Below are 26,976 nucleotides of genomic sequence, written 5' to 3'. Positions count from 1 at the left end.
TTCGTGCCCGGCCCGCGGGACGGCGCGACGGGAGGGGCGGGGAGCATGTTCCACTCACCGCCACCGCCCACCGTCCGAGACGACGAAGGAGTTCCGATGACCGGACAGCAGATGACCGGCGCGCAGGCGCTGGTCGAGTCCCTCGAGCATGCCGGGGCAGAGGTCGTCTTCGGCCTTCCCGGCGGCGCGATCCTGCCCACCTACGACCCGCTGATGGACGCGAAGAAGCTCCGTCACGTGCTGGTCCGGCACGAACAGGGCGCCGGCCACGCCGCCTCCGGCTACGCCCACGCGACCGGCAAGGTCGGCGTGTGCCTGGCGACCTCCGGCCCCGGTGCCACCAACCTCATCACCGCGATCGCCGACGCCCAGATGGATTCGATCCCGCTGGTCGCGATCACCGGCCAGGTCGGCTCGATGTTCATCGGCACCGACGCCTTCCAGGAGGCGGACATCGTGGGCATGACGATGCCGGTGACCAAGCACAACTTCCTGGTCAAGGACGCCGCGGAGATTCCGAAGGTGATCAAGCAGGCCTTCCACATCGCCTCGACCGGCAGGCCCGGCGCGGTGCTGGTGGACGTCACCAAGGACGCCCAGCAGGACATGATGGAGTTCGTCTGGCCCGAGACCCTCGACCTGCCCGGCTACCGCCCCGAGCCGCGCCCGCACGGCAAGCAGATCCGCGAGGCGGTGCGTCTCATGCTCGAGGCGAAGCGCCCGGTGTTCCTGCTCGGCGGCGGCGTGCTGCGCGGCAACGCCTCTGACGAGGTGCGCGAGCTCGTGGACTCCTCCGGCATCCCCTTCACCACCACCCTCATGGCGCGCGGCGCCCTGCCGGACTCCCACCCGAGCCACCTCGGGATGCCCGGCATGCACGGGACCGTCGCCGCGGTCTCGGCCCTGCAGCGCGCGGACCTGCTGATCAACATCGGCGCCCGCTTCGACGACCGGGTCACCGGCCGCCTGGACTCCTTCGCGCCCGGCGCGAAGATCATCCACGCGGACATCGACCCCGCCGAGATCTCGAAGAACCTCGTCGCCGACGTGCCGATCGTCGGGCAGGCCGGGCAGATCGCCAAGGCCCTGACCGAGGAGCTCCGCGCCCGTCTGGCCGAGTCCGACCCCCGCGACTACGAGGGCTGGTGGGGCACGCTGGACATGCTGCGGGAGAACTACCCGCTGGGCTGGACCGCGACCGAGGACGGCTTCACCGCCCCGCAGAAGGTCATCTCCCGCATCGGCGCGATCTCCGGACCGGACTCGATCTACGTCGCGGGCGTGGGCCAGCACCAGATGTGGTCGGCCCAGTTCGTCCAGTACGAGAACCCGCGCACCTGGATCAACTCCGGGGGGCTGGGCACCATGGGCTACTCGGTGCCCGCGGCGATGGGCGCCAAGGTGGGCATGCCGGAGAAGACGGTGTGGTCCATCGACGGCGACGGCTGCTTCCAGATGACCAATCAGGAGCTCGCCACCTGCGTCATCAACGACATCCCGATCAAGGTCGCCGTCATCAACAACAGCTCGCTGGGCATGGTGCGCCAGTGGCAGAACCTGTTCTACGACCAGCGCTACTCGAACACCGAGCTGAACACCGGCCACGGCTCGCGCCGCATCCCCGACTTCGTCAAGCTCGCCGACGCGTACGGCTGCGCGGGCCTGCGCTGCGAGCGGGACGAGGACATCGACGACACCATCCGCCAGGCGATGGAGATCAACGACCGCCCCGTGATCGTGGACTTCACCGTCAGCGCCGACGCGATGGTGTGGCCGATGGTGCCGGCCGGCGTCTCCAACGACGAGATCCAGATCGCCCAGGGCATGAGCCCCGAGTGGGAGAGGGACATCTGAGCATGACCACCAACCAGCAGCAGGCCCCGACCGGTACCCCCGACTACGTCATGTCGCCGAACAGCCAGACCCTCTCGGTGCTGGTGGAGAACAAGCCCGGTGCGCTCACCCGCGTCACCGCCCTGTTCTCCCGTCGCGGCTACAACATCTCCTCGCTCGCGGTGGGACCCACCGAGCATCCGGAGATCTCCCGCATCACGGTCGTGGTCGACGTCGAGCAGCACCGGCTCGAGCAGATCACCAAGCAGCTCAACAAGCTCGTCAACGTCCTCAAGATCGTCCAGCTCGACCCCCGCCAGACGGTCCAGCGCGAGCTGATCCTCATCAAGGTCACCGCCGACAGCTCCACCCGCACCCCGGTGCTGGAGATCGTGCAGATGTTCCGCGCGAAGGTCGTCGACGCCGCCTCGGACTCGGTGACGATCGAGGCGACCGGCACGCAGGACAAGCTCACCGCCCTCCTCGGCATGCTCGAGGAGTTCGGGATCCGCGAGATCGTGAAGTCCGGCGAGGTCGCGATCGGGCGCGGCGGTCGGGCGATCACCGACCGCGCGCTGCTGTCCTGACCCCGCCCCGCTGACCGAATAGCAAGACCGTTTCTCATATCGCAGGACGAGGGGCGCTACCATCGCCCCGAGGCCCACACGCAACCATCGAAGGAGCACAACGTGGCTGAGATCTTTTACGACGACAACGCCGACCTGTCCATCATCCAGGGCAAGAAGGTCGCAGTCGTCGGCTTCGGCTCGCAGGGCCACGCCCACGCGCTGAACCTGCGCGACAGCGGCGTCGAGGTCCGCGTGGGCCTGCGCGAGGGCTCGAAGTCCGCCGCGAAGGCCCAGGAGGAGGGCCTGACCGTCGGGACCGTCGCCGAGGTCGCCGAGTGGGCGGATCTGATCATGATCCTCACCCCCGACCAGGACCAGCGGAAGGTCTTCGCGGACTCGATCAAGCCCCACCTCTCCGAGGGCAAGGCGATCGCCTTCGCGCACGGCTTCAACATCCGCTTCGGCTACATCGAGGTCCCCGAGGGCGTCGACGTGCTGCTGATCGCCCCGAAGGCCCCCGGCCACACCGTGCGCCGCGAGTTCGTCGCCGGCCGCGGCATCCCGGACATCGTCGCCGTGGAACAGGACGCGACCGGATCCGCCTGGGACCTCGCCCTGTCCTACGCCAAGGGCATCGGCGGCACCCGCGCCGGCGTCATCAAGACCACCTTCACCGAGGAGACCGAGACCGACCTCTTCGGCGAGCAGGCCGTGCTGTGCGGCGGCATGAGCCACCTCGTCCAGGCCGGCTTCGAGACCCTCACCGACGCCGGCTACCAGCCGGAGATCGCGTACTTCGAGGTCCTCCACGAGCTCAAGCTCATCGTCGACCTCATGAACGAGGGCGGCATCGCCAAGCAGCGCTGGTCGATCTCCGACACCGCCGAGTACGGCGACTACGTCTCCGGCCCCCGCGTGGTCACCGATCAGACGAAGGCCGACATGAAGGCGATCCTCGCCGACATCCAGTCCGGCGCCTTCGCCAAGCGCTTCATCGACGACCAGGACAACGGCGCCGAGGAGTTCAAGAAGCTCCGCGCCGAGGAGGCCGAGCACCCGATCGAGAAGGTCGGCAAGGACCTGCGCAAGATGTTCTCCTGGAGCGCGCAGTCCATCGACTCGGACTACGTCGAGGGCAGCGCCGCGCGCTGACCGACCCGGTCCCGAGACGGCGGCGGGAGCACCCACGAGGTGCTCCCGCCGCCGTCCTTCGTGCAACGGTCTCGCATCCTGACCCTCGTTCCCGCATGGCGGACACGGGACTACGCTGTCCCCTGAAACCCGTCGCACCCGAGGGCGTGAGCGACGACCGCCATCCGTACCGGAGGAGAACCCGTGACGCGTCCTGTCGTGCTCATCGCTGAGGAGCTGTCGCCCGCCACCGTCGAGGTCCTGGGCCCCGACGTCGAGGTCCGCAGCGTGGACGGCACCGACCGTCCCGCGCTGCTCGCCGCAGTGGCGGAGGCCGATGCCCTCCTGGTCCGCTCCGCCACCCAGGTCGACGCGGAGGTGTACGCCGCGGCCCCGAAGCTTCGCGTCGTCGCCCGCGCCGGCGTGGGCCTGGACAACGTCGACGTCCCCGGCGCCACCACCGCGGGCGTCATGGTCATCAACGCCCCGACCTCCAACATCGTCTCCGCCGCGGAGCTCGCGATCGCGCTGATCCTCGCCTCGCTGCGCAACCTCGGCCGCGCCGACTCCTCCGTGAAGGCCGGCCGCTGGGAGCGCAAGCAGCTCACCGGCGTGGAGCTGCTGGAGAAGACCGTCGGCGTGGTGGGCTTCGGCCGCATCGGCCAGCTCGTCGCCGAGCGCCTGCGCCCCTTCGGCGTGACGCTCCTGGCCTACGACCCCTACGTCAACCACGCCCGCGCCGCCGAGCTCGGCGCACGCGTCGTCGAGCTCGACGAGCTGATGCGCGAGGCCGACGTGATCACCGTCCACATGCCCAAGACCCCTGAGACCACGGGCCTGATCGGCGCCGAGGAGTTCGCGCTCGCGAAGCCGAACCTCCACGTCGTCAACGCCGCCCGCGGCGGCCTGATCGACGAGGAGGCGCTGTACACCGCGCTGAGCACCGGGCAGATCGCCGGGGCCGGCCTGGACGTGTACTCCTCCGAGCCGCCCGCGAAGAGCGAGACCGCCGCGAAGCTGCTCGAGCTCGAGAACATCACCCTCACCCCGCACCTCGGCGCCTCCACCGCCGAGGCGCAGGAGAAGGCCGGCGTGGCGGTGGCGAAGTCCGTGCGCCTGGCGCTCGCGGGCGAGCTCGTCCCCGACGCGGTCAACGTCGCCGGCGGCGCGATCGACGACCTGGTCCGCCCGGGCGTCGCCCTGTCGGACCGGCTCGGCCAGCTCTTCACCGCCCTGGCCGGCGAGGCCCCCGAGGTGCTCGACATCGAGGTCCACGGCGAGATCGCCTCCCGCGACGTCACCGCGCTGAAGCTCTCCGCCCTGCGCGGCATGTTCCGCTCCGTGGTCACCGAGCAGGTCAGCTACGTCAACGCCCCCGTCCTCGCCGAGGAGCGTGGCATCGCCGTCAACCTCGTCACCGACGAGACCACCGAGCGCTTCCGCAACGTCATCACCCTGCGCGGCACGCTGCGCGGCGGCGGCGTCGTGGCCGTCTCCGGCACGCTCAGCGGCGTGGACCAGGAGCACAAGCTCATCGACGTCTTCGGCCATGCGCTCGACGTGCCGCTGAGCGACCACCTGCTGATCCTGCGCTACTCGGACGGGCCGGGCCTGATCGGCAAGTACGGCGCCCTCCTCGGCGAGGCCGGCATCAACATCGCCGGCATGCAGGTCTCCCGCGTCCGCCGCGCCCAGGGCGCCGAGGCCCTCGTGGTCCTCGACCTGGACGAGTCCGTCTCCCGCGAGTTCGCCGAGGAGCTGGGCGCCGCGATCGACGCGCGCTCGATCCACGCCGTCGACCTCGTCTACTGATCCCACCCCCTTCTCAGGAGCAGCACCAGCAATGAGCACCACCCCCGCCCCGAGCACCCTCGATCTCGCCGTCATCGAGGGCGACGGCATCGGCAAGGAGGTCGTCCCCCAGGGCCTGCGCGCCCTCGAGGCCGCTCTCGAGCCCGCCGGCGTCGCGGTCCGCACCACGGACTACGACCTCGGGGCGGGGCGCTGGCACCGGACGGGGGAGACCCTGACCGACGAGGACATGGCGGCGCTCGCGAAGCACGACGCGATCCTGCTCGGCGCCGTCGGCGACCCCGGCGTCCCCTCCGGCGTGCTCGAGCGGGGCCTGCTGCTGAAGCTCCGCTTCGGCTTCGACCACTTCGTGAACCTGCGCCCCACCCGCCTGTTCCCGGGCGTCTCCACCCCGCTGGCAGAGCCGGGCGAGGTCGACTTCCTCGTCGTGCGCGAGGGGACCGAGGGCCCCTACGTCGGCAACGGCGGCTCCATGCGCACCGGCACCCCGCTGGAGGTCGCCACCGAGGTCTCCCTGAACACCGCCGTCGGCGTCGAGCGCGTGGTCCGCTACGCCTTCGAGCAGGCCGAGGCCCGCCGTCAGAAGCTCACCCTCGTCCACAAGCACAACGTGCTCGTCCACGCCGGGCACCTGTGGCGCCGCATCGTCGAGGAGGTCGGTGCCGAGCACCCTGGCGTCGAGGTCGACTACGCCCACGTCGACGCGATGATGATCTACCTGGTCCAGGACCCCTCCCGCTTCGACGTCATCGTCACCGACAACCTCTTCGGCGACATCGTCACCGACCTCGCCGGCGCCATCGGCGGCGGCATCGGCCTCGCGGCGAGCGGGAACGTGAACCCCACCGGCGCCTTCCCCTCGATGTTCGAGCCCGTGCACGGCTCCGCCCCCGACATCGCCGGCCAGGACAAGGCCGACCCCACCGCGACCGTGCTCTCGGTCGCGCTGCTGCTAGACCACCTCGGCCATATCGAGCCCGCCGCCGCGGTCCGCGCCGCGGTCGAGAACGACCTGGCCGCCCGCGCGGCGGATGCGTCGCTCGCCTCCCGCGGCACCGCCCGCATCGGCGACGACCTCGTCGCCGCGATCACCGGTCGCTGAGAGCCCGCACCTGACACACTGACCCTGCCGAACCCCGCCGAGGAGATCCCCGTGAGCGCACTCGCCTTCCCCCAGACCAGCACCACCCGTCGCGTGGGCGACGACGAGCGCGCCAGCATCCTCGCCGCCCCCGGCTTCGGACAGCACTACACCGACTTCATGGCCCGCGCCCGCTGGACCGCGGAGGAAGGCTGGGGCCGGGACGAGGTGGTGCCCTATGGCCCGCTCGAGCTCTCGCCCGCCTCCGCCGTCCTGCACTACGGCCAGGAGATCTTCGAGGGCCTGAAGGCGTTCCGCCACGCCGACGGCTCGGTGTGGACCTTCCGCCCCGAGGCGAACGCCGAGCGCATGCAGCGCTCCGCCCGGCGCCTGGCCCTGCCCGAGCTGCCGGTCGAGGACTTCCTGACCTCGCTGAAGGCCGTCGTCGCGGCCGACGAGCCATGGGTGCCCGAGGCGACCAGCGAGGAGTCCCTCTACCTGCGACCCTTCATGTTCGCCAGCGAGGAGTTCCTCGGGGTGCGGGCCGCGCACGAGGTGGACTACTACGTCATCGCCTCCCCGGCCGGTCCCTACTTCCCCCGCGGCGTCCAGCCGCTGGTCGTGTGGATCACCGACGAGTACGCCCGCGCCGGCGCCGGCGGCACCGGCGCCGCGAAGTGCGGCGGCAACTACGCCTCCTCGCTGCTGGGCAAGCGGGAGGCCGCGGAGAACGGCGCCGACGAGGTGCTCTTCCTCGACTCCGAGACCCACACCTCGATCGACGAGCTCTCCGGCATGAACGTCGTGGCGATCACGAAGGACGGCCGCCTGCTCACCCCGTCGCTGACCGGCTCCATCCTCGAGGGCGTGACCCGCCTGTCCATCCTGCGCCTCGCGGAGGACCGCGGCCTCGAGGTCCACGAGCAGAAGCTCGTGATGAGCGAGGTCGAGCAGCAGCTCGAGTCCGGCGAGATCACCGAGATGTTCGCCTGCGGCACCGCCGCGGTCATCAACCCCATCGGCGAGTTCCGCTCGAGGAAGGGCTCCTGGACCGTCGGCGACGGCGGCTCGGGCGAGGTCACCCTGGCGCTCCGCAAGGAGCTCACCGACATCCAGTACGGCCGGATCCCGGACCGTCACGGCTGGCTGACCCGGCTGGTGTGAGCAGGTCATGACCACCACCCCGATCGAGGCCTTCCACCTCTACGACACCACCCTGCGCGACGGCTCCCAGCAGGAGGGGCTCACCCTCTCGGTGACCGACAAGCTCGCCGTCGCCCGCCATCTCGACGACCTCGGCGTGACCTACATCGAGGGCGGCTGGCCGGGCGCGGTCCCGCGGGACACGGAGTTCTTCGCCCGCGCGGCGACCGAGCTCGAGCTGTCCACGGCGCGTCTGGCCGCCTTCGGCGCGACCCGCAAGGCGGGCGTCGACGTCACCGAGGACCAGCAGGTGCGCGCGCTCGTCGACTCCGGTGCGCCGACGATCACGCTGGTCGCGAAGTCCGATCTCCGCCACGTCACCGGTGCGCTGCGCACCACCGCCGAGGAGAACCTCGCGATGGTCCGCGACACGGTCGCGCATCTCGTCGGCCTCGGCCGCGAGGTGTTCGTCGACGCGGAGCACTTCTTCGACGGCTTCCTCCAGGACCCCGACTACACGACCTCCGTGCTGGTGGCCGCGCACGAGGCCGGCGCCGCGGTGCTGGTGCTGTGCGACACCAACGGCGGCATGCTGCCGCACCAGGTCACCGAGATCACCGAGGACCTGCGCTCGCGTCTCGAGACGGCCGGTGCGGGCGGGGCCCGGCTCGGCGCCCACACCCACAACGACACCGGCTGCGCGGTCGCGAACGCGATCAGCGCCGTCCGTGCGGGGATCACCCACGTCCAGGGCTGCGTGAACGGCTACGGGGAGCGCACCGGCAACGCCGACCTGATCACGCTCCTGGCCGATCTCCAGCTGAAGATGGGCATGGACCTGGTGCCCGAGGAGACCTTCGCCGAGTCCACCCGGATCTCCCATGCGATCGGCGAGATCGTGAACATGCCCGTCAGCCCCCGCGCCCCCTACGTCGGGGCGAGCGCCTTCGCGCACAAGGCCGGGCTGCACGCGAGCGCGATCCGGGTGGACCCGGACCTGTACCAGCACACCGATCCCCGGGCGGTCGGCAATGACATGCGCATGATCATCTCCGACATGGCCGGCCGCGCCTCGATCGAGCTCAAGGGCCGCGAGCTCGGCTTCGAGCTCGCCGACGAGCCGGAGCTCCTCTCGCGCCTCGCCCGGACCGTGAAGCAGCGCGAGGCGGAGGGATACTCCTACGAGGCGGCCGACGCCTCCTTCGAGCTGCTCCTGCTGGACGAGCTCGGCCGCGTGCCGAGCTACTCCTCGGTCGAGTCCTGGCGGGCCACCTCCCAGCTGGGCCGCGACGGGACCCTCGAGACCGAGGCGACCGTGAAGCTGCGGGCCGACGGCAGGGGAGAGCGGGAGCGGAGGGTCGCGATCGCCGAGGGCAACGGCCCCGTCAACGCCCTGGACCTCGCCCTGCGCGAGGCGCTGCGGGAGCGGCACCCGGAGGTCGACGAGTTCGAGCTGCGGGACTTCAAGGTCCGGATCCTCGACTCCCAGCATGGCACCGATGCGACCACGCGGGTGCTCGTGCGCACCTCGGGCCGGGGCCTGGAGTTCCAGACCGTGGGCGTGGGGCCGAACGTCATCGAGGCCTCCTGGGAGGCGGTCTTCGACGCGTACACCTACGGGCTCTACAAGTCCGGTGTTCCGGGGGCCTTCCGCGCCGGGGAGCGCTAGTGTGACTCCCATGACGACCTACGTGCTCACCGCCATCGGGGACGACCGACCGGGCCTCGTCGCCGCCCTCGCCGCCGCCGTCGACGAGCACGGCGGCAGCTGGGTGGACAGCCAGCTCGCGCTGCTGGCCGGGAAGTTCGCCGGCATCGTGCAGGTGGACCTCCCCGACGAGTCGGTCCGGGACTTCCTCTCCGCGCTCGAGGGCCTCGAGGCCGAGGTCGGGCTCGCGGTGGAGGCCGCCGTCGCCGAGCAGACCGCTCCGCCCGGTCCCGCCCGCGCCCTCCGCCTGCACCTGCTGGGCCAGGACCGCACCGGCATGGTCCGCGAGGTCACCACGGCACTGCGCTCTCAGGGCGCGACCATCGACGGACTGCGCTCCTGGACCCGTGAGGCGCCCGAGGGCGGCGGCATGCTCTTCGAGGCCGAGGCCGAGCTCCGCCTCCCGACCGAGTCCGACGAGGCGGACGTGCGCGAGGCGCTCGAGACGATCGCTGCGGAGCTGATGGTGGACCTGGAGCTCGACGCCCCGGGATGAGTCCGTGAGGGCCCGATGCTGACGAATTCCGTGACCCTTGGGTCGCGGAATTCGTTGCATTCCGGTGGAAACTTGCGGGGTTCTCCGGGAACAGTCTTTTCCGGGACTGAAGTCCTCTAGGGTGGCCGCACGGGCCGAGAATGCTTACGACGTACATTCCCCCTCTGCGGTGCGTCGTCGAGCAGTGCTCGACCTTCGTGTCCGCACACGTCCGAGGAGCCACTCGATGACCGGGTCCCCGTCCTCCGCCGCCACGACCACCACCGCCCAGGACACCGTCCCGCCCGGAGCCTGGAGAGCGCTCCTGCTGGTCACCCTCGGTTTCGGGGTGAACTTCTGGGCTTGGGCGCTGCTCAGCCCGCTGGGCCCGGTCTATGTCGAGCAGGGTCTGGCGCAGGATGCCTCGCTGATCGTGGCGCTGCCGGTGCTGGTCGGCTCCCTGGGCCGGATCCTGATGGGCGGCCTCTCCGACCGGTTCGGCGGGCACCTCATGTTCCCGCTGGTGTCCCTGCTGACCGTGATCCCGGTGCTGTTCCTCGGTCTCGCCGGCCAGTACTCCTATTCCACGTTGCTGCTCGGCGGATTCTTCCTCGGCATCGCCGGCACCACCTTCGCGATCGGCGTCCCCTTCGTGAACTCGTGGTTCCCGCCCGCCAAGCGCGGCATGGCCACGGGCCTGTACGGGGTGGGCATGGGCGGCACCGCCATCAGCGCCTTCACCACGGTGCCGCTCGTGGGCGCGGCCGGCAGCGCCGCCCCCTTCATCGTCACCGCGGTCGCGCTGGTCCTCTACTCTGTTCTCGCCTGGCTGTTCATGCACGACGCCCCCACCTGGAAGCCCTCGGGCAAGAGCATGCTCTCCCAGACCCTGCTCGCCATGCGGCAGAAGGTCACCTGGCAGGCCTGCTACCTCTACGCCCTCTCCTTCGGCGGCTACGTCGCCTTCTCCGTCTTCCTGCCCACGATGCTGAAGAACTGGTACGGCCTCACCACGGCCGACGCCTCCTTCCGCATGGCCGGCTTCGTGATCGTCGCGGTGATCATGCGCCCGCTCGGCGGCACTCTCTCGGACCGGATCGGCGCCGTGCGCACGCTTCTGATCTCCTACGTGGCCGTGGCCCTCGCCGCGCTCATGCTCGCCTTCCAGCCCGCGCTGATGCCGCTGGGCACGATCGACTTCATCGTCATGGCCGCCGGCCTCGGCCTCGGCTCCGGCGCGGTCTTCGCCCTGGTCGCGCAGGCCGCCGACCCGTCCGTCGTCGGCTCCGTCACAGGCTTCGTCGGCGCCGCCGGCGGCCTCGGTGGCTTCGTCCCGCCGCTGGTGATGGCCGCGATCCACGCCGGCAGCGGCAGCTACTCCCTCGGGATCGTGCTGCTGCTGATCGCCACCCTCGGCGCCGTCGTCGTCACCCTCTTCGTCGGCCGCGGCGCCCGCCGGACCGCCGCCACCGCCTGATCCCTCACCGCTGACCCGTCCCCGCCCAGGAGGAGCCTTCCCATGACCATCCAGGACCGCCAGGACCCCGCCGAGCCGGGCATGGACTCACCGGTGTTCGACGCGCTGATCGGGGCGCGGAAGATGTTCAGCCGCTCCGAGCGGATCAGCGAGGACAACCGCGAGACCCATCGCGTCGGCGGCCGCGGCGGCGACTCCTTCTACCGCGAGCGCTGGAGCCACGACAAGGTGGTCCGCTCCACCCACGGCGTGAACTGCACGGGCTCCTGCTCCTGGAAGGTGTACGTCAAGGACGGCGTGATCACCTGGGAGTCGCAGGAGACCGACTATCCCTCCGCCGGCCCCGACAAGCCCGAGTACGAGCCGCGCGGCTGCCCCCGCGGCGCCTCCTTCTCCTGGTACACCTACTCGCCCACGCGCGTGCGCTACCCCTACGTGCGCTCCGAGCTGCTGCGCCTGTTCCGCGAGGAGAAGGCCAAGATCCCCGGCGGCGACCCCGTCGAGGCGTGGAAGGCGATCGTCTCCGACCCGGAGAAGGCCATGCGCTACAAGCGTGCCCGCGGCAAGGGCGGGCTGGTGCGCGCGAGCTGGGAGGAGGCGGAGGAGCTCGTCGCCGCCGCCTACGTCCACACCGTGAAGGAGTTCGGCCCCGACCGCGCCACCGGCTTCTCGCCGATCCCCGCGATGAGCCAGGTCTCCTTCTCCTCCGGCGCCCGCTTCCACCAGCTCATCGGCGGCTCGATGCTGTCCTTCTACGACTGGTACGCGGATCTCCCGCCCGCCTCCCCGCAGGTCTTCGGCGACCAGACCGACGTGCCCGAGTCCGGGGACTGGTGGGACGCGGCCTACCTGATCATGTGGGGCTCGAACGTGCCCCTGACCCGCACCCCGGACGCGCACTGGATGGCCGAGGCCCGCTACCGCGGCCAGAAGGTCATCTCCGTCGCCCCCGACTACGCCGAGAGCGTCAAGTTCGCCGACGAGTGGCTCGCCCCGCATCCCGGCACCGACGCCGCGCTCGCCATGGCGATGGGCCACACGATCCTGCGTGAGTTCTACGTCGAGAAGCAGGTGCCCTATTTCGAGGAGTACTCCACCCAGTACACCGACCTGCCCTTCCTGGTGCAGCTCGAGAAGCGCGAGGACGGCGCCTTCGTGCCCGGCAAGTTCCTCGTCGCGAGCGAGGCGGGGGAGCATCGCACCGCCGAGGCCGCGACCGAGCACGCCGACTTTAAACCCATGATGTTCGACCGCGTGAGCGAGCAGGTCGTGGTCCCCAACGGCACCCTCGGCCACCGCTACAGCGCTGACGGGGAGGGCCGCTGGAACCTCGAGCTCGGCGACCTCGACCCGGCCCTGTCGCTGCTGGGCCACCACGAGGACGTCGCCGAGGTGCTGCTGCCCCGCTTCGACACGGCCGGGCAGGGCGGCCGCGGCGACGTCGCGCGCGGCGTGCCCGTGCGCGAGATCGACGGCCGGATCGTCACCACCGTCTTCGACCTGCTGCTGGCCGAGTACGGCGTGGGCCGCGAGGGCTTGCCGGGGCAGTGGGCGCGCGGCCTCGACGACGCCGAGGCGCTCTACACCCCCGCCTGGCAGGAGACCATCACGGGCGTGCCGGGCGTGGCCGCGGCGCGCATCGCACGCGAGTTCGCGCAGAACGCGATCGACTCCGGAGGCCGCTCGATGATCATCATGGGCGCGGGCACCAACCACTGGTTCCACTCCGACACCATCTACCGCTCCTTCCTCACCCTGACCAACCTCTGCGGCACCCAGGGCGTCAACGGCGGCGGCTGGGCCCACTACGTCGGCCAGGAGAAGGTCCGCCCGATCACCGGCTGGCTCCACCTCGCCAACGCCCTGGACTGGACCCGGCCCCCGCGCCAGATGACCCAGACCACCTACTGGTACATGCACACCGACCAGTGGCGCTACGACCGCTTCGGCGCCGACACCCTCGCCGCCACCACCGGCGCGGGCCGCTTCGCGGGCACCACCACGGCCGACGCCGTCGCCCTCTCGCAGCGACTGGGCTGGCAGCCCTTCTACCCCCAGTTCGACATCTCCTCCCTCGACGTCGCCGACCGCGCCGCCGCCGCGGGCGAGGAGACGATCCCGTATCTCGTCGACCAGCTGAAGCAGGGCGGGATCAACTTCGCCGCGGAGGATCCGGACGCCCCGCAGAACCACCCGAAGATCTGGTCGATCTGGCGGGCGAACACCCTGGGCTCCTCCGCCAAGGGCGACCAGTACTTCTTCCGCCACCTGCTTGGCGTCGACTCCGCCGCCACGGAGGAGGAGACCCCGGAGCACCTGCGTCCTCGGGAGGTGCGCTGGCGGGAGGAGGCGCCGATCGGGAAGGTCGACCTGATGCTCACCCTCGACTTCCGCATGACCAGCCACACCCTCCACTCCGACGTGGTGCTGCCGGCGGCGACCTGGTACGAGAAGCACGACCTGTCCACCACGGACATGCACCCCTTCGTCCACTCCTTCAACCCCGCCATCTCCAACCCGTGGGAGTCCCGCACCGACTGGGAGACCTGGGCCGGGATCGCGCGGCGCTTCAGCGAGCTGGCCCAGACGCACCTGGGCACCCGCAAGGACGTCGTCGCCTTCCCGCTCCAGCACGACACCCCCGGCGAGCTCGCCACCCCGCACGGCCGGGTCCGCGACTGGAAGAAGGGGGAGTGCGAGCCGGTCCCGGGCCTGACCATGCCCACCCTCGTCGAGGTCGAGCGGGACTTCACGCAGATCTACGCGAAGTTCACCTCCATCGGCCCGCTGCTCGAGAAGCTCGGGATGACCACCAAGGGCATCACCTACGACGTCAAGGAGTACGTCGCCGAGCTCGGCCGCCTGAACGGCGTCCACCGCACCGGCCCTGCCGCGGGCCGGCCGAAGCTCGAGACGGACCTGCAGGCCTGCGAGTTCATCCTGGGCCTGTCCGGCACCACCAACGGGCACATGGCCACCGAGGGGTTCAAGACCCTCGAGAAGCGCACCGGCACGCACCTGCACGACCTCGCCGCCGAGCACGAGGGCAAGCGCATCCACTTCGCCGACACGAAGGCCGCGCCGGTCCCCGTGATCACGAGCCCCGAATGGTCCGGCTCCGAGTCCGGCGGGCGCCGCTACAGCCCCTTCACCATCAACGTCGAGCGGAAGAAGCCCTGGCACACCCTCACCGGGCGCCAGCACTACTACCTCGACCACGACTGGATGCTCGAGATGGGGGAGGCGCTGCCCGTGTTCCGGCCCCCGTTGGACATGACCGCTCTGTTCGGAGAGCGGGCGCTGGGGGAGAAGGACGAGGCGGGCACGTCGATCTCGGTGCGCTACCTGACCCCGCACAACAAGTGGGCGATCCACTCGATGTACATGGAGAACTTCTTCATGATGAACCTCTCCCGCGGCGGCCAGACCATCTGGATGAGCGTCGAGGACGCGGAGGCCGTCGGCATCACCGACAACGACTGGATCGAGGCCACCAACCGCAACGGCGTCGTCGCCGCGCGGGCCGTGGTCTCCCACCGCATGCCGAAGGGCACCGCCTTCATGCACCACGCCCAGGACCGCACCGTGAACGTGCCGCTGACCGAGCGGGACGGCATGCGCGGCGGCATCCACAACTCGCTGACCCGCATCATGCTCAAGCCCTCCCACCTCATCGGGGGCTACGGCCAGCTGTCCTACGCCTTCAACTACTACGGCCCGACGGGCAACCAGCGCGACGAGGTCACGATGATCCGCAAGCGCACCGCCCCCGTCGAGTACTGAGCACCGAGAGAACGAGGAGAGACGACATGCGCGTCATGGCCCAGATGTCGATGGTGATGAACCTCGACAAGTGCATCGGCTGCCACACCTGCTCGGTGACCTGCAAGCAGGCGTGGACGAACCGCTCCGGCACGGAGTACATCTGGTTCAACAACGTCGAGACCAGGCCCGGGCAGGGCTACCCCCGCGGCTACGAGGACCAGGAGAAGTGGAAGGGCGGCTGGGAGCTGACCTCCTCCGGGCGCCTCACCCCGAAGGCGGGGGGCCGGCTGAAGAAGCTCCTGCAGCTCTTCTCCAACCCGCGCCTGCCCGGCATCGAGGACTACTACGAGCCCTGGACGTACGAGTACGACAACCTGCTCAACGCCCCCGCGCAGCAGGAGAACATCCCCACCGCGCCCCCGAAGTCGCTGATCACGGGGGAGCGCACCCAGATCCAGTGGTCGGGCAACTGGGACGACGACCTCGGCGGCACCTACCTCCACAAGGACAAGGACCCGATGCTCAAGGGCATCGAGGACAAGGTGCAGTTCGAGTTCGACCAGACCTTCATGTTCTACCTGCCCCGCATCTGCGAGCACTGCCTGAACCCCACCTGCGTGGCCTCCTGCCCCTCCGGCGCGATCTACAAGCGTGAGGAGGACGGGATCGTGCTGGTGGACCAGGACGGTTGCCGCGGCTGGCGGATGTGCATCACCGGCTGCCCGTACAAGAAGATCTACTTCAACCACCGCACCGGCAAGGCCGAGAAGTGCACCTTCTGCTACCCCCGCATCGAGCAGGGGGAGCCGACGGTGTGCGCGGAGACCTGCGTGGGCCGCCTGCGCTACATCGGCCTGGTCCTCTACGACGCCGACCGCGTCACCGAGGCCGCCTCGACCCGGGACGAGAAGGAGCTCTACCGCGCCCAGCGCGACATCATCCTCGACCCCCACGACCCCGAGGTGATCGCCGGGGCGAAGGCCGCGGGGATCCCGCACGACTGGCTGCTGGCCGCGCAGAGGTCCCCGACCTACAAGCTCATCAAGGACTACGAGGTCGCACTCCCGCTGCACCCCGAGTACCGCACGATGCCGATGGTCTGGTACATCCCCCCGCTCTCGCCCGTGGTCGACGTCGTCCGCGACACCGGCTACGACGCGGAGGACGCCGAGAACCTCTTCGCCGCGATCGACGCGCTGCGCATCCCGGTGGAGTACCTCGCGAACCTCTTCACCGCCGGGGACGTCCCCACCGTGGAGCGGGTGCTGTACCGGATGGCGGCGATGCGCTCCTACATGCGCGACATCAACCTCGGACGCGAGCCCCGGGAGGGGATCGCGAACGCCGTCGGGATGGACGGCGAGACGATGCAGGAGATGTACCGCCTGCTCGCGATCGCGAAGTACGAGGACCGCTACGTCATCCCCGTCGGGCACCACGAGTCCGCGCACGACCTGGAGGGCGTCGGCACAGACTGCCCGCTGAACGCCCCCGGCGGCCCGGGTATGAGCATGTCCCTGCCGGAGGAGTCGATGGGGATGTCCGGGCCCGGCTACGCCACCAAGCGTCAGCAGAACGGGCCCGAGCGCCCCGAGGGCGTGCGCATCAACCTGCTGAACTGGGACGGCCGCGGCCGCCCCGACGGGCTCTTCCCCGAGCCGGCGACAGGAGGTGCCTGATGGGCGCCCTCGCCCGCCTGCTCGGCAGGCGCTCGGCCGACGGCGCGACCGCGGCGGACGGCGGGGGAGCGGGCACCGCGACCCTCGCCCCGAAGCGGGTGCGCTCGCCGAAGCACCTGCTGCACGCCTCCGGCCTCACGACCCCGCAGCTGCGCGCCACCTGGCTCGCGGTCTCCTGGCTGCTGACCTACCCCGACGAGGCGACCGTCTCGCGGCTCGGGCAGGTGGCCGAGCTCGTGGAGCACCTGCCCGAACCGGGCCGCACCCAGCTGCGCAGCACCCTCCACGCCCTGCGGGAGGCGGACCCCGTCCTCGTGCAGGAGCAGTACGTCGACACCTTCGACACCCGCCGCCGGGGATGCCTGCACCTGACCTACTTCAGCCACGGCGACACCCGCCGCCGCGGGATGGCGCTGCTGCGCATCAAGCAGGACTTCCGCACCGCAGGGGTCGAGGTCGGCGAGCAGGAGCTGCCCGACCATCTGCCGCTCGTGCTCGAGTTCGCCGCGGGCCACGACCCGGAGCGCGGCGCGAAGATCCTGCGCGGCAACCGCCCGGGCGTGGAGCTGCTGCGCCTCCACCTGGAGGAGATCTCCTCGCCCTGGCACGGTGCGCTGCTCGCCCTGTGCGGGACGCTGCCGCCGCTGGACGCCGACGACCGCGCCGCCGTGCTCCGCCTGGCCGAGGAGGGCCCCGAGGAGGAGACCGTGGGCCTGGACGGTTACGGCCTCGACGCCGACGCCGGGGCGCTGGCCGGTCAGACCTTCGCCGCGAACGGCTGCGACTCCCGTGCCACAGCCCCCGGACCCGTCCCGCTGGACCTGCTGAGAGGACGCCCCTCATGAACGACACCTCGACCCTCGACCTGCTGCTGTGGGTGGTGCTGCCCTACATGGTGCTGGCGGTCTTCGTGCTGGGGCACGTGTGGCGCTTCCGCGCCGACCGCTTCGGCTGGACCACCCGCTCCAGCCAGATCTACGAGTCGAAGCTGCTCTCGATCGGCTCGCCGATGTTCCACTTCGGGATCATCGGGATCTTCGTCGGCCACGTGGTGGGGCTCGGGATCCCGAAGTCCTGGACCCGCTTCGTCGGCATCTCCGATCACGTCTACCACCTCATGGCGGTCACGATCGGCCTCGCCGCGGCGGTCGCCTGCGTCGGCGGGCTGCTGATCCTGATCTACCGGCGGCGCACGAACACGCGCGTCTTCGGCGCGACGACCGTCGGCGACAAGATCATGTACCTGCTGCTCTCCCTCGTGATCGCCTTCGGCGTGCTGGCCACCCTCGTGCACACCACCTTCGGCGACTACGACTACCGCGAGGGCGTCTCGATCTGGTTCCGGCAGTTCTGGACCCTGCAGCCCTCGACGGAGCTGATGGGCCAGGCGCCGATCTTCTTCCAGCTCCATGTGCTCAGCGCTCTGCTGCTGTTCGCGGTCTGGCCGTTCACGCGCCTCGTGCACGTCTTCGCGGCACCGGTCGGCTACCTGACCCGTCCCTACATCGTCTACCGGAGCAAGGACCCGCGCCGCGAGTCCGAGCGCCGCGGCTGGGAGAAGGTGGACTTCTGATGTCGACGAGAGAACCGGTGACGCTGCAGAGCGACTGGGAGACGACGCTGCTGCCGTGGATGCGGGACATCGCCGCGCACCTCGAGGTGGGTGGCGTGGACCTCGACGTGGACCGGGTCCACGTGATGACGGGAGTGGTCGCCGACGGGGTGCAGCGCTCGATGGCGCCGATCTCCGCGTTCCTCGTCGGCGCCGCGGTCGCGCGCGGCGCCGGGCTCGAGGAGGCCTGCGCGGCGGTCGAGTCGCTCACGCGGATGAGGGCCGGGCAGCGCCGGCCCGGATGACACGCATGTCACCTCTTGTGATCGCGTTCACAGACGGTAGTCTGGTACCTGCGGGCTCCCCCATCCAGCCGCCCCCGTCACCACCGAGAGGACCTGTCCGGTGATCAGCTTCCGTCCTTCGCAGTCCAAGAACACCCTTCACGCCGGCCGTGCGGCGAGGTTCGCCGCCGGCCTCATGCTCGCCGGCGCGCTCGGCGTCGCCGGTGCCGGCGCCGCCGGCGCCATCGAGGCCAATCCGCAGAAGATCGAGGCCAACCCCCAGGCCGCGGTCTCCGTGCAGAAGATCGAGACCAACCCGCTGAAGCGGATCGAGACCAATCCGCTGAAGATCGAGACGAACCCTCTGATCGAGACGAACCCTCTGATCGAGACCAACCCTCAGATCGAGACCAACCCGCAGAAGCGGATCGAGACGAACCCGCAGTACTGAGCGTCTCCGCTGCAGGTCGCTGCTGACCACGACGACGGCCGATGCCCCGCACGGGGCATCGGCCGTCGTCGTCCCTGGTCGTCGACTGGGGCGGCGCGCCGGGGCGGGTCCTCAGCGGTCCGCGATGTCGCCGACGTGGGTGATCGTGAGCACCGGCTCGCCGGCCTCGTCGGTCGCCTCCAGGTCGAGCTCCGCCTCGATCGCCCAGTCGTGGTTCCCCTCAGGGTCGTCGAGCACCTGCCGGATCCGCCACAGCCGGGACTCCTCGGTGATCTGCAGCAGCTGCGGGGAGCGGGCGGGGCCGTCGATGCCGACCTCGTCATAGGTGTCGTAGTAGGCGTCCATCGCCTCCGCCCAGCGCTTCCGGTCCCAGCCGGAGGCGCCGTCGAGCTCGGCGAGCCGCTCCTCGCGCTCGAAGGCGAAGTGCTCAACGCGCTGCCACAGGGCGGCCCGCACCATCGTGCGCAGCACCTTCGTCTGGGCGGAGAGGCCGCGGGGGCTCGTCGGCCGGATCTCCGAGGCCCCGTCGCCCAGGTCCTCCGGATGGGTCAGCGCCTCCCACTCGTCCAGCAGCGAGGAGTCGATCCCGCGCACCAGCACCCCGAGCCACTCGATCATGTCCTCGAGCTCCTCGGTGCGCAGGTCCTGCGGGACCGTGCGCCGCATCGCCTGGTAGGCGTCGGAGAGATAGCGCAGCACGATCCCCTCGGAGCGCTGCAGGCCGTAGCGCTGCACGAACTCGCTGAAGGTCTGCCCGGTCTCGTGGATCTCGCGCACCACGGACTTGGGGGAGAGGTCCTCGGCCCGCACCCAGGGCCGGCTGCGGGCGTAGATCTCGAGCGCGGCCTCGAGGTCCTCCTCGAGCGGCTTCGGCCAGGTGACCTCGTCCAGGCGGGCCATCCGCTCGGTGTACTCGACCCCGTCGGCCTTGAGCTCGGCGAGCAGCTCGCCGCGGGCGGCGTTCTGCTGGGCGAGCAGGATCTGGCGCGGATCCTCTAGGATCGCCTCGAGGATCGAGACGGTGTCCAGGGTGAGCGTCTCGGACTCCTCGTCCAGCGAGTCGATCATCGCGATCGCGAAGGGGGCCAGCGGCTGGTTCATCGTGAAGTCGAGCTGGAGGTCCTCGACCAGGGAGAAGCGACGCCCCAGATGGTCCACCTCCTCGAGCACTTCGATGATCTCCGCGTCCCGCAGGCCGCGGAAGATCTCCACCGCCTCGCGCACCAGCTTCAGCTTCTGGGCGCGGGTCTGGTGGCTGGTCATGATCAGGTGGCGCCCGGCGGCGACCGCATCGCCCGGCCGCGCGATCAGCGCGAGCACCATCGAGGCGGTGATCCGCAGGTGCGGGCGCAGCGCCTCGGGCGGGTTCTCGACGAGCTTGGTGAGGTTCTCCTCGGACCAGCTCACGGCGCCCTCGGGGATGCGGGGCTTCGGCTCCTTCTTCCGCTTCTTCGCGCTGTTGGGGGCCTTGCCGGCCTCCTCGCGGGCCCGCTGCTTGGCGCGCTCCCGCTCGAACTCGATGGTCCACGTCGGCGCCTGCACCACGACGTGACCGACGGTGTCGTAGCCGGCTCGTCCCGCCCGCCCGGCGATCTGGTGGAACTCGCGGGCGTTGAGCAGGCGCATCCGCTTGCCGTCGAACTTCGCCAGCCCCGTCAGCAGCACGGTGCGGATCGGCACGTTGATGCCCACGCCGAGGGTGTCGGTGCCGCAGATGATCTTCAGCAGCCCGGACTGGGCGAGCTTCTCCACCAGGCGCCGGTACTTCGGGAGCATGCCGGCGTGGTGCACGCCGATGCCCTCGCGCACCAGGCGGGAGAGGATCTGTCCGAAGCCCTTGGAGAAGCGGAAGTCGCCGATCAGCTCGCGGATCCGCTCCTTCTCCTCGGCGCTGAGGATCTTCCCGCCCTGCAGCGCCTGCGCCTGCTCGAGGGCCTCCTTCTGGGTGAAGTGGACGATGTACACCGGGGCGTCGCGGTCCTCGAGGATCGTCGTGATCGTGTCCGGCAGCGGTGTGAGCGACCAGCGGAAGTCCAGCGGCACGGGCCGCGGCGCATCGGCCACCACCGTCACGGCGCGCTCGGTGCGCTCCTCGAGGTCCTCCACGAAGAAGGAGACGTCGCCGAGGGTCGCGCTCATCAGCACGAACTGGCAGCGGGGCAGCTCCACGAGCGGCACCTGCCAGGCCCAGCCGCGCTGCGAGTCGCCGTAGAAGTGGAACTCGTCCATCACCGCGAGCCCCACCTCGGAGCCGGGACCGTCGCGCAGGGCGTGGTTGGCGAAGATCTCGGCGGTGCACACGATGATCGGCGCATCGTGGTTCACCGCGGAGTCGCCGGTCATCATGCCCACGTTCTCGGCGCCGAACTGCGCGACGAGGTCGAAGAACTTCTCGCTCACCAGCGCCTTGATGGGGGCGGTGTAGTACGAGCGCTCACCGCGGGCCATCGCGGCGAAGATCGCGGCGTAGGCGATCGTGGTCTTGCCCGAGCCGGTGGGGGTCGCGGCGATCACGTGGTCCCCGGCCGCGATGGCGAGCAGCGCCTCCTCCTGGTGGGGGTAGAGGGTGCGGCCGACCGATTCCTGCGCGGAGACGAACCCGTCGACGATGGCGTCCTGAGCGTTCTCGGCGGTGCGCGGGGGGAGGAAGGGCGTCAGGCTCGGCATGGGCCCAGTCTGCCAGGGTGCTCCGCAGGCGGACGGCGCTACGCTCGACGCGCACGCCCCGCCGACGGAAGGACGACGATGCCTGCACGACGCTCCGAGGACCCCTCCCTCACCGATGCCGAGAAGCGCAGCGAGGGGGCGCGGGAGCACTGGGACGAGGCCGCCCGCGCCGCCGCCCGCCCCACCCCGCTCCAGCGATCGTTACCTGATCGTGACAATGCTGCGGATGACACCTCCGGGGCCCTGTCGGCCGACGATGCCGAATCCGCCGCGGCCTGCGAGGACGACGGGGACGCCCTGGGAGCTTCCAGCGGTCAGGAAGCTACCGACCAGTAGTAAGCGTCCCGGACGTCGAACCGGACAGAAGCGGACGACCGGGAACTCTCGGGCGGAGTGACCTCGCTCACGTCGCGTAGCGTGCCGTCACGGCCCTGCAGGGTCGTCATCCCACCCTCGTTGTCCCGCTGTCGAAAGGCACTCTCGTGACGCACTCCACCGTTCTCCGTCGCTGCACCAGACTCCTGGGCGGTGCCGCCCTCGTCGCGGGCCTCGCCGTCGGCGGCGCCGGCGCCGCCACCGCGGACGGCTCCGACGTCGAGCGCACCGAGCTCTCCGGTACCGCGCAGACCGACGCGCACGGCTACTGGACCTCCGAGCGCATGGAGGCCGCGATCCCCGCCGGCGACCTCGCGCCCGAGGACGCCCCGTCGCACGCGGACGTCGAGAAGGGCGAGCCCACCACCGTCCAGGGCCGCAGCGCCGAGGCGCCGGGCAAGAACAAGAAGGCCGCCGAGTCGAAGGACACCGTCGGCAAGGTCTTCTTCACCCAGGGCGGCCAGGACTACGTCTGCTCCGGCAACTCCGTCGCCTCCTCGAACGGCTCGACCGTCTCGACCGCCGGGCACTGCGTCAACGACGCCGGCACCTGGGCCACCAACTGGGTCTTCGTGCCCGGCTACGACCACGGCGACGCCCCCTACGGCACCTGGGCCGCGACCGATCTCGTCTCCACCGACGAGTGGGTCTCCGGCGAGGACATCAGCTACGACGTCGCCTTCGCGACCGTGAGCCCCGAGAGCGGCAGCGGCACCCTCGAGGACGCCGTCGGCTCCACCTCGATCGCCTTCAACCGCGAGCGGGGCGCCGACTACGACGCCTACGGCTACCCGGCCGCCGCGCCCTTCGACGGCGAGTCCCTCGAGAGCTGCTCCGGCACCGCGAGCGACGACACCATCGGCGGCACCCTCTCCCAGGGCATCTCCTGCGACATGACCGGCGGCTCCTCCGGCGGTCCCTGGTTCCTCGGCGACGGGGCGCAGAACTCCGTGAACAGCTTCGGCTACAACGGCCAGGCGAACGTGATGTACGGCCCGTACTTCGGCGCCGAGGCGCAGGCCGCCTACGACGAGGCAGCCGCCTGAGCGCAGCCCCACTCCTGAGGAGGGCCGGCACCCCGCGAGGGTGCCGGCCCTTCCGGCGTCTCAGCGCCCGACGGGCGCGCTCGCCTCGAGCCCCTCGAGCTCGGCGAGGATCCGCTCACGCAGCGCGTCGGCCCCGGCGGCCAGCTCCCGCTGGCGCCGCACGTACTCCGCCTTGCCGCGCGGGGTCTCGATCGGCACCACCCCGTAGCCCAGCGGCCGCACGTCGTACGGGCTCGCCTCCATGTCCAGCACCCGCGTGGCGCGGGCGTGCTCGAAGCAGTCCAGCACCAGGCCCGAGGGCAGCAGCGGCGTGAGCTTCATGGCCCACTTGTACAGGTCCATCCCCACATGCAGGCAGGCCGGGTTGTCGTGGTCGACCTGCGTCGCACGGGTCGGCTCCATGGAGTTGCGCGGCGCGGCCGACGGGGTGAAGAAGCGGAACGCGTCCAGGTGCGAGCAGATCAGGTTCTCCCGCTCCACGACAGCGTCGGTCTCGGCCTGCGTGAGGCGCAGGGGCAGGTCCTCATGGCGCTGCTGCCCCTCGGTCAGGCCGTGCACCATCGCCCACTCGTGCAGCCCGAAGCAGCCGAACTCCGGCCGGCGCCGCGTGAGCGTCGAGGCCCGCAGCAGGCGCGTCATGAAGGTGAAGGCAGAGGCCCGCTCGGCCAGATAGCGCTCGACATCCGCCCGCCGCACCGCCTTCGGACCGGGCGACTCCACGTACCAGGACCGCCTCCCCGCCTCGTCCACATCGGCGATGACCGGGTTCCCGTCGGCATCGAGATCGGCCGACGCCTCGTATCCCACCCGCCATCCGGGGTGCCAGCGCCGCAGCCGAGCGGGGGAGAAGGGGTAGTAGGTGAACAGGAAGTCCTCCACCGCATGCTTCTCGCCGCGCTGCTTCCGCTGCCGATGTGCGGCGGTCAGCGCATCGGCCCGCTCCTCGTGCGCCGTGCGCGCAGCAGCGGCCTCGGCGGCCGTCAGCACCGTCACCGCCCGAACTCCCCGGCCAGATAGCGCCGATGCGCGTCGATCGCGGCATGAGCAGGGCGTCCGCCGGACCGCAGATCTTCGCCGTGATCCCGGAAGCTCTCACCGCGCCACATCGCGTAGTTCGCTGTCGTCACGAGTGCTGTGAGCGAGCGCCCGTCCCGAGTCTGCACGGTCGTCGCCCCTCGGAGGAAGAAGTCAGGGGAGGTTCTGATGACCTGCACCTCGTGCCAGGCCAGTCGATGGGTGACGAGGAAGTTGACGATCGTCAGACCTGAGGTGCTCACGGTGAACCGTAGGCGCGTGAGAACCACGGCAGCCGCAATGGTGAGGAGGGAGGGAGGGGTTATCAGCACGAGCAGCGCTGGATTCTTGGAGTGCCCGACGAGCAGAAGCAGTCCAATGCCGAGAACGAGGAGGATGGGGAGCCCCAAGAAGACCAGCACCGCGATCCGAGCCACGTTCACATGAGGCGCGTGGTAGAGGACGGAGCCGGAGGTGCTGGACGTGGAGGGCATCGTGTCTTCCTGGAGGCGGTGAACGAAAGGGGACATGGGGAGTGCTCCCCATGGTCGTCGTCGGTGCCCGATACTACGGTCGACCGTGGCGGCTGCGCGTACGGCTTCGTCGGTCGAGCCGCGTGATTCTGAGGGGTGATATGGAGGGTGGGGACTGGGGATGGGGTTCTACGGAGCGGACACCGAGCAGCTGCGCGAACATGCCGAGGCTGTGCGTCTGGGGGAGCAGAGCCTGGCGGAGCTGTTCGAGTCACTGGACTCCGTCGTGCGCACGGTCTCCTGGGACGGCCCGGACGCGGAAGGCTTCCGCTCCCAGTGGGGATCGCTGATCTCCGGTAGTGCACGGGACGTATGCGACAGCCTCCGTCGCCGGTCCGAAGAGGCTGATCGCGAAGCCGACGAGCAGGACGGCGCAAGCCAGGAGGAGGGGGGAACCGGCTTGCCCTGGGGGCCCTTGCCGATGCCGTGGGACGGGGTGCTGAGAAGTCTCAAGGAGGACACGTCGCAGGAGAGCGATGGCTTCTTCGGTGACCTTCTAGGGGGGCCGGAGTCCGGGTATCACGGCTCCTTGCTGTGGAACGTCCGGAGCATCGGTGTCGATGCGATGGGCTTCGTCCCCGACCCGACCGGCATCACGAACATTCTGCAGCTCCCAGACGATATTGCGAACGTCAACATCGGCTTGTATGACGCATCGCAGAGCTTCCAGGATGGAGATCTGTTCGGAACGATGGATGGGCTGATCACGGCCGGAATCAACGGTGCGGATGCTGCTTTCAACGTGATCGGGGCTATTCCCACCCCGGTGACGAAGGTCGTGGGCGAATTCGGTGGCATGATCACGGGCGGATTGGACATGGAGTGGTCTGCGGCCACCGCTGCGGCGCAGGGCTCGGCGATCGCGGGAGGACCGGGCGAGGGGTCCACGACCAGATTCCTGGTCGAGACGCCCTTCGCACTCTTCGATCAGGTGACCGGGACCACCAAGGGAGGCGACCTCATCGGAACGGCCACCGAGACCGCGGACTCCAACTACGCCCGGTTGACCGAATCCGTGCGTGAGAACGTTCCGTTCATCGATCCGGTGCTCGATGCGCAGCAGGAGGCGGTCCAGGCCGGTGCCGATCACCTCTGGGGAGATGCGGTCGAAGGAACGGCGACGAGAGTCAACGACGGGGTCCGGGACATCGTCGATCTCTTCACGTGACGCGGTAGATCCCCGCTTCCACGACCGATGCCAGGACACTGGAAACCTCGTGGTCCATCAGCGAGATCGCGTCAGCGCGGAGAGGATCGTCCTCCGACTCCTGGATCAGGGCCAGCGCGCGGGTCCCGGTGAGTATCCACAGCGTGCCGACGTTCTCGCCCGTGCTCTGGATGCGCACGCATGCCGTGTACTCGCCGACCGAGTTCTGCAGGTCCTCGTCGTCGAGGAAGTCGTCTGCAGGTCCTTCCCAGAGAGCTCTCTGGCTGTCCTCCTCGGGGGCGGTGTACCGCTCCTTCGCGTCGTGCACGGGCACGCAGAACGCGCGAAGCACCCCGAGAGCACTCTCCTGCTCAGTCATGACGAAGTGGTGGATGCCCTCGGCGGACACCTGCTCCTGCAGGATCGATCCGTCGCTGTCGACGAAGAGCTGGACTGCCCCGCGAGGACGAAGTTCGTCCACTGCATCCACAGTGACCACTGCATGCCGCCGTCGGACGATGATCCCGGTCACCAGGGCATTTGGTGTCGGCCGCCCCGTATCCGTGCGAGGGGTACGTCCTTCGATCTGGGCGACGGCGAACTCGGGCGCCAGGATGCCCCGAGCGAAGAGCGAGCGAGCGGATGAGAGCCGTGCCTGCAGACGGGAGAAACCCTGATCGGAGCCCTCCTGAGCGCTGACCCAGGGGAGATGCACCGCCTCCTGCTCGGGATCGTCCACCAGGGCGAGGACTTCCTCGTCCGTCAGGCTCAACAGAGATGTCGGTCCTTCGAGGCCGTGTCGTGATAGCGCACCAGCGCTCATCACTTCTCGCTCACCGGGCGCGGGAGCTGGTTGAATCACGTGGGTTCTCCTCCGCGTCGAGCACCGGGTGTTGCTTGCGGTGCTGAGACCTCTCTCGATCCTGGGCATCGTATCCAGGAGGGGGGCAGTCGCATTCATGCCCGCTCTCGTCCATGTCGTGAAGCCGTCGCGGAGCGAACATTTCGCGCGGGGCGGCGTCGGTCGCGGCGACGTGGCCGGGAGAGGTGACGCCGACTCCGGCGTCATCCCCGCACGAGCAGCGGCCGAGAGCCGTGAGGGTCGCCTCCAGTCGGGAGGCCCGCCGGTCACCTCTCCTCCTCACCACCCGCTCATCCACATCAGGGATCGCGTCGTCGCAGAGGCGGCCGGTCGGCCCCTAGCGTGCCGGGCATCCCCTCGACCGACCCCACC

General features: G+C 70.1%; 22 protein-coding genes. 18 read left to right on the top strand and 4 right to left on the bottom strand.

Features of this window, described 5'->3' with window-relative positions; all coding sequences use genetic code 11:
• Positions 1-96: 96 nt before the first annotated feature.
• The 15 genes from Y09_RS05960 to Y09_RS05890 all read left to right on the top strand — a co-directional run bounded on the left by Y09_RS05960 (position 97) and on the right by Y09_RS05890 (position 18,960).
• Positions 97-1,854, top strand: a complete 1,758-nt coding sequence (locus tag Y09_RS05960) for an acetolactate synthase large subunit (protein ID WP_053916835.1) — start codon at positions 97-99, stop codon at positions 1,852-1,854.
• Positions 1,855-1,904: 50 nt separating this feature from the next.
• Positions 1,905-2,420 (top strand): acetolactate synthase small subunit, encoded by a 516-nt coding sequence (gene ilvN, locus Y09_RS05955; protein ID WP_029360997.1) that lies wholly within the window; start codon positions 1,905-1,907, stop codon positions 2,418-2,420.
• Between the two features lie 102 nt (positions 2,421-2,522).
• Positions 2,523-3,554 (top strand): ketol-acid reductoisomerase, encoded by a 1,032-nt coding sequence (gene ilvC, locus Y09_RS05950; RefSeq protein WP_053916833.1) that lies wholly within the window; start codon positions 2,523-2,525, stop codon positions 3,552-3,554.
• A 183-nt stretch (positions 3,555-3,737) separates the two neighbouring features.
• Entirely contained in the window at positions 3,738-5,345 is a 1,608-nt protein-coding gene (serA, locus tag Y09_RS05945) for a phosphoglycerate dehydrogenase (protein WP_053916831.1), read from the top strand.
• A 31-nt stretch (positions 5,346-5,376) separates the two neighbouring features.
• On the top strand, positions 5,377-6,447 hold the full coding sequence (locus Y09_RS05940) for a 3-isopropylmalate dehydrogenase (protein WP_053916829.1): 1,071 nt from the start codon (positions 5,377-5,379) through the stop codon (positions 6,445-6,447).
• Positions 6,448-6,498: 51 nt separating this feature from the next.
• On the top strand, positions 6,499-7,590 hold the full coding sequence (locus Y09_RS05935; RefSeq protein WP_053916826.1) for a branched-chain amino acid aminotransferase: 1,092 nt from the start codon (positions 6,499-6,501) through the stop codon (positions 7,588-7,590).
• Between the two features lie 7 nt (positions 7,591-7,597).
• Complete coding sequence (gene cimA / locus Y09_RS05930) at positions 7,598-9,238, top strand: citramalate synthase (protein WP_053916824.1); 1,641 nt, start codon at positions 7,598-7,600, stop codon at positions 9,236-9,238.
• A 10-nt stretch (positions 9,239-9,248) separates the two neighbouring features.
• Positions 9,249-9,773 (top strand): glycine cleavage system protein R, encoded by a 525-nt coding sequence (locus Y09_RS05925; protein ID WP_053916822.1) that lies wholly within the window; start codon positions 9,249-9,251, stop codon positions 9,771-9,773.
• A gap of 226 nt (positions 9,774-9,999) precedes the next feature.
• Positions 10,000-11,229: a NarK/NasA family nitrate transporter gene (locus tag Y09_RS05920; protein ID WP_053916820.1), complete on the top strand. Its 1,230-nt coding sequence runs from the start codon at positions 10,000-10,002 to the stop codon at positions 11,227-11,229.
• Between the two features lie 42 nt (positions 11,230-11,271).
• Positions 11,272-15,012, top strand: coding sequence for a nitrate reductase subunit alpha (locus Y09_RS05915; RefSeq protein ID WP_053916817.1), 3,741 nt, complete (start codon positions 11,272-11,274; stop codon positions 15,010-15,012).
• Positions 15,013-15,038: 26 nt separating this feature from the next.
• On the top strand, positions 15,039-16,673 hold the full coding sequence (narH, locus tag Y09_RS05910) for a nitrate reductase subunit beta (protein WP_053916816.1): 1,635 nt from the start codon (positions 15,039-15,041) through the stop codon (positions 16,671-16,673).
• Positions 16,673-17,518, top strand: coding sequence for a nitrate reductase molybdenum cofactor assembly chaperone (narJ, locus tag Y09_RS05905; protein ID WP_053916814.1), 846 nt, complete (start codon positions 16,673-16,675; stop codon positions 17,516-17,518). The genes narH and narJ overlap by 1 nt, the downstream gene beginning before the upstream one ends.
• Positions 17,515-18,246: a respiratory nitrate reductase subunit gamma gene (narI, locus tag Y09_RS05900; protein ID WP_053916811.1), complete on the top strand. Its 732-nt coding sequence runs from the start codon at positions 17,515-17,517 to the stop codon at positions 18,244-18,246. The genes narJ and narI overlap by 4 nt, the downstream gene beginning before the upstream one ends.
• A complete protein-coding gene (locus Y09_RS05895; RefSeq protein ID WP_053916809.1) occupies positions 18,246-18,530 on the top strand; it encodes a DUF6457 domain-containing protein in 285 nt (94 codons plus the stop codon). Before narI ends, Y09_RS05895 begins: the two co-directional genes overlap by 1 nt.
• A 100-nt stretch (positions 18,531-18,630) precedes the next feature.
• Entirely contained in the window at positions 18,631-18,960 is a 330-nt protein-coding gene (locus Y09_RS05890; RefSeq protein ID WP_053916806.1) for a hypothetical protein, read from the top strand.
• Between the two features lie 111 nt (positions 18,961-19,071).
• Here Y09_RS05890 and Y09_RS05885 read toward each other — a convergent pair whose 3' ends face one another.
• Positions 19,072-21,627: an RNA helicase gene (locus tag Y09_RS05885; protein WP_053916804.1), complete on the bottom strand. Its 2,556-nt coding sequence runs from the start codon at positions 21,625-21,627 to the stop codon at positions 19,072-19,074.
• A 78-nt stretch (positions 21,628-21,705) separates the two neighbouring features.
• Between Y09_RS05885 and Y09_RS05880 the strand changes: the two genes are divergently transcribed.
• Together Y09_RS05880 and Y09_RS05875 are read left to right on the top strand one after the other, a co-directional pair.
• Positions 21,706-21,963: a hypothetical protein gene (locus tag Y09_RS05880; RefSeq protein WP_053916802.1), complete on the top strand. Its 258-nt coding sequence runs from the start codon at positions 21,706-21,708 to the stop codon at positions 21,961-21,963.
• A 146-nt stretch (positions 21,964-22,109) separates the two neighbouring features.
• The gene (locus Y09_RS05875; RefSeq protein ID WP_053916800.1) at positions 22,110-23,048 is read left to right on the top strand and encodes a serine protease; all 939 of its coding nucleotides are present in this window, start codon (positions 22,110-22,112) and stop codon (positions 23,046-23,048) included.
• A gap of 60 nt (positions 23,049-23,108) precedes the next feature.
• Here Y09_RS05875 and Y09_RS05870 read toward each other — a convergent pair whose 3' ends face one another.
• Complete coding sequence (locus tag Y09_RS05870; protein WP_053916798.1) at positions 23,109-24,041, bottom strand: hypothetical protein; 933 nt, start codon at positions 24,039-24,041, stop codon at positions 23,109-23,111.
• Positions 24,038-24,556, bottom strand: a complete 519-nt coding sequence (locus Y09_RS05865) for a hypothetical protein (RefSeq protein ID WP_148639545.1) — start codon at positions 24,554-24,556, stop codon at positions 24,038-24,040. Before Y09_RS05865 ends, Y09_RS05870 begins: the two co-directional genes overlap by 4 nt.
• Before the next feature lie 160 nt (positions 24,557-24,716).
• Here Y09_RS05865 and Y09_RS05860 point away from each other — a divergent pair, with 160 nt between their 5' ends.
• Positions 24,717-25,763 (top strand): WXG100 family type VII secretion target, encoded by a 1,047-nt coding sequence (locus Y09_RS05860; protein WP_053916795.1) that lies wholly within the window; start codon positions 24,717-24,719, stop codon positions 25,761-25,763.
• Here Y09_RS05860 and Y09_RS05855 read toward each other — a convergent pair.
• On the bottom strand, positions 25,756-26,514 hold the full coding sequence (locus Y09_RS05855) for a hypothetical protein (RefSeq protein ID WP_053916793.1): 759 nt from the start codon (positions 26,512-26,514) through the stop codon (positions 25,756-25,758). The genes Y09_RS05860 and Y09_RS05855 overlap by 8 nt on opposite strands.
• Positions 26,515-26,976 lie beyond the last annotated feature (462 nt).

Origin of the sequence: Brachybacterium sp. SW0106-09 (assembly GCF_001293905.1) — a bacterium.
GTDB lineage: Bacteria > Actinomycetota > Actinomycetes > Actinomycetales > Dermabacteraceae > Brachybacterium > Brachybacterium conglomeratum.
This window is presented reverse-complemented; position numbering and strand designations above follow the sequence as displayed.

What these genes read in the sequence shown, in the direction of transcription:
- Y09_RS05960 (WP_053916835.1), top strand. Translation starts at nt 97, where the DNA reads ATGACCGGACAGCAGATGACCGGCGCGCAGGCGCTGGTCGAGTCCCTC.
- ilvN (WP_029360997.1), top strand. Translation starts at nt 1,905, where the DNA reads ATGTCGCCGAACAGCCAGACCCTCTCGGTGCTGGTGGAGAACAAGCCC.
- Y09_RS05940 (WP_053916829.1), top strand. Translation starts at nt 5,377, where the DNA reads ATGAGCACCACCCCCGCCCCGAGCACCCTCGATCTCGCCGTCATCGAG.
- cimA (WP_053916824.1), top strand. Translation starts at nt 7,598, where the DNA reads ATGACCACCACCCCGATCGAGGCCTTCCACCTCTACGACACCACCCTG.
- Y09_RS05925 (WP_053916822.1), top strand. Translation starts at nt 9,249, where the DNA reads ATGACGACCTACGTGCTCACCGCCATCGGGGACGACCGACCGGGCCTC.
- Y09_RS05920 (WP_053916820.1), top strand. Translation starts at nt 10,000, where the DNA reads ATGACCGGGTCCCCGTCCTCCGCCGCCACGACCACCACCGCCCAGGAC.
- Y09_RS05915 (WP_053916817.1), top strand. Translation starts at nt 11,272, where the DNA reads ATGACCATCCAGGACCGCCAGGACCCCGCCGAGCCGGGCATGGACTCA.
- narH (WP_053916816.1), top strand. Translation starts at nt 15,039, where the DNA reads ATGCGCGTCATGGCCCAGATGTCGATGGTGATGAACCTCGACAAGTGC.
- narJ (WP_053916814.1), top strand. Translation starts at nt 16,673, where the DNA reads ATGGGCGCCCTCGCCCGCCTGCTCGGCAGGCGCTCGGCCGACGGCGCG.
- narI (WP_053916811.1), top strand. Translation starts at nt 17,515, where the DNA reads ATGAACGACACCTCGACCCTCGACCTGCTGCTGTGGGTGGTGCTGCCC.
- Y09_RS05895 (WP_053916809.1), top strand. Translation starts at nt 18,246, where the DNA reads ATGTCGACGAGAGAACCGGTGACGCTGCAGAGCGACTGGGAGACGACG.
- Y09_RS05885 (WP_053916804.1), bottom strand. Translation starts at nt 21,627, where the DNA reads ATGCCGAGCCTGACGCCCTTCCTCCCCCCGCGCACCGCCGAGAACGCT.
- Y09_RS05880 (WP_053916802.1), top strand. Translation starts at nt 21,706, where the DNA reads ATGCCTGCACGACGCTCCGAGGACCCCTCCCTCACCGATGCCGAGAAG.
- Y09_RS05865 (WP_148639545.1), bottom strand. Translation starts at nt 24,556, where the DNA reads ATGCCCTCCACGTCCAGCACCTCCGGCTCCGTCCTCTACCACGCGCCT.
- Y09_RS05860 (WP_053916795.1), top strand. Translation starts at nt 24,717, where the DNA reads ATGGGGTTCTACGGAGCGGACACCGAGCAGCTGCGCGAACATGCCGAG.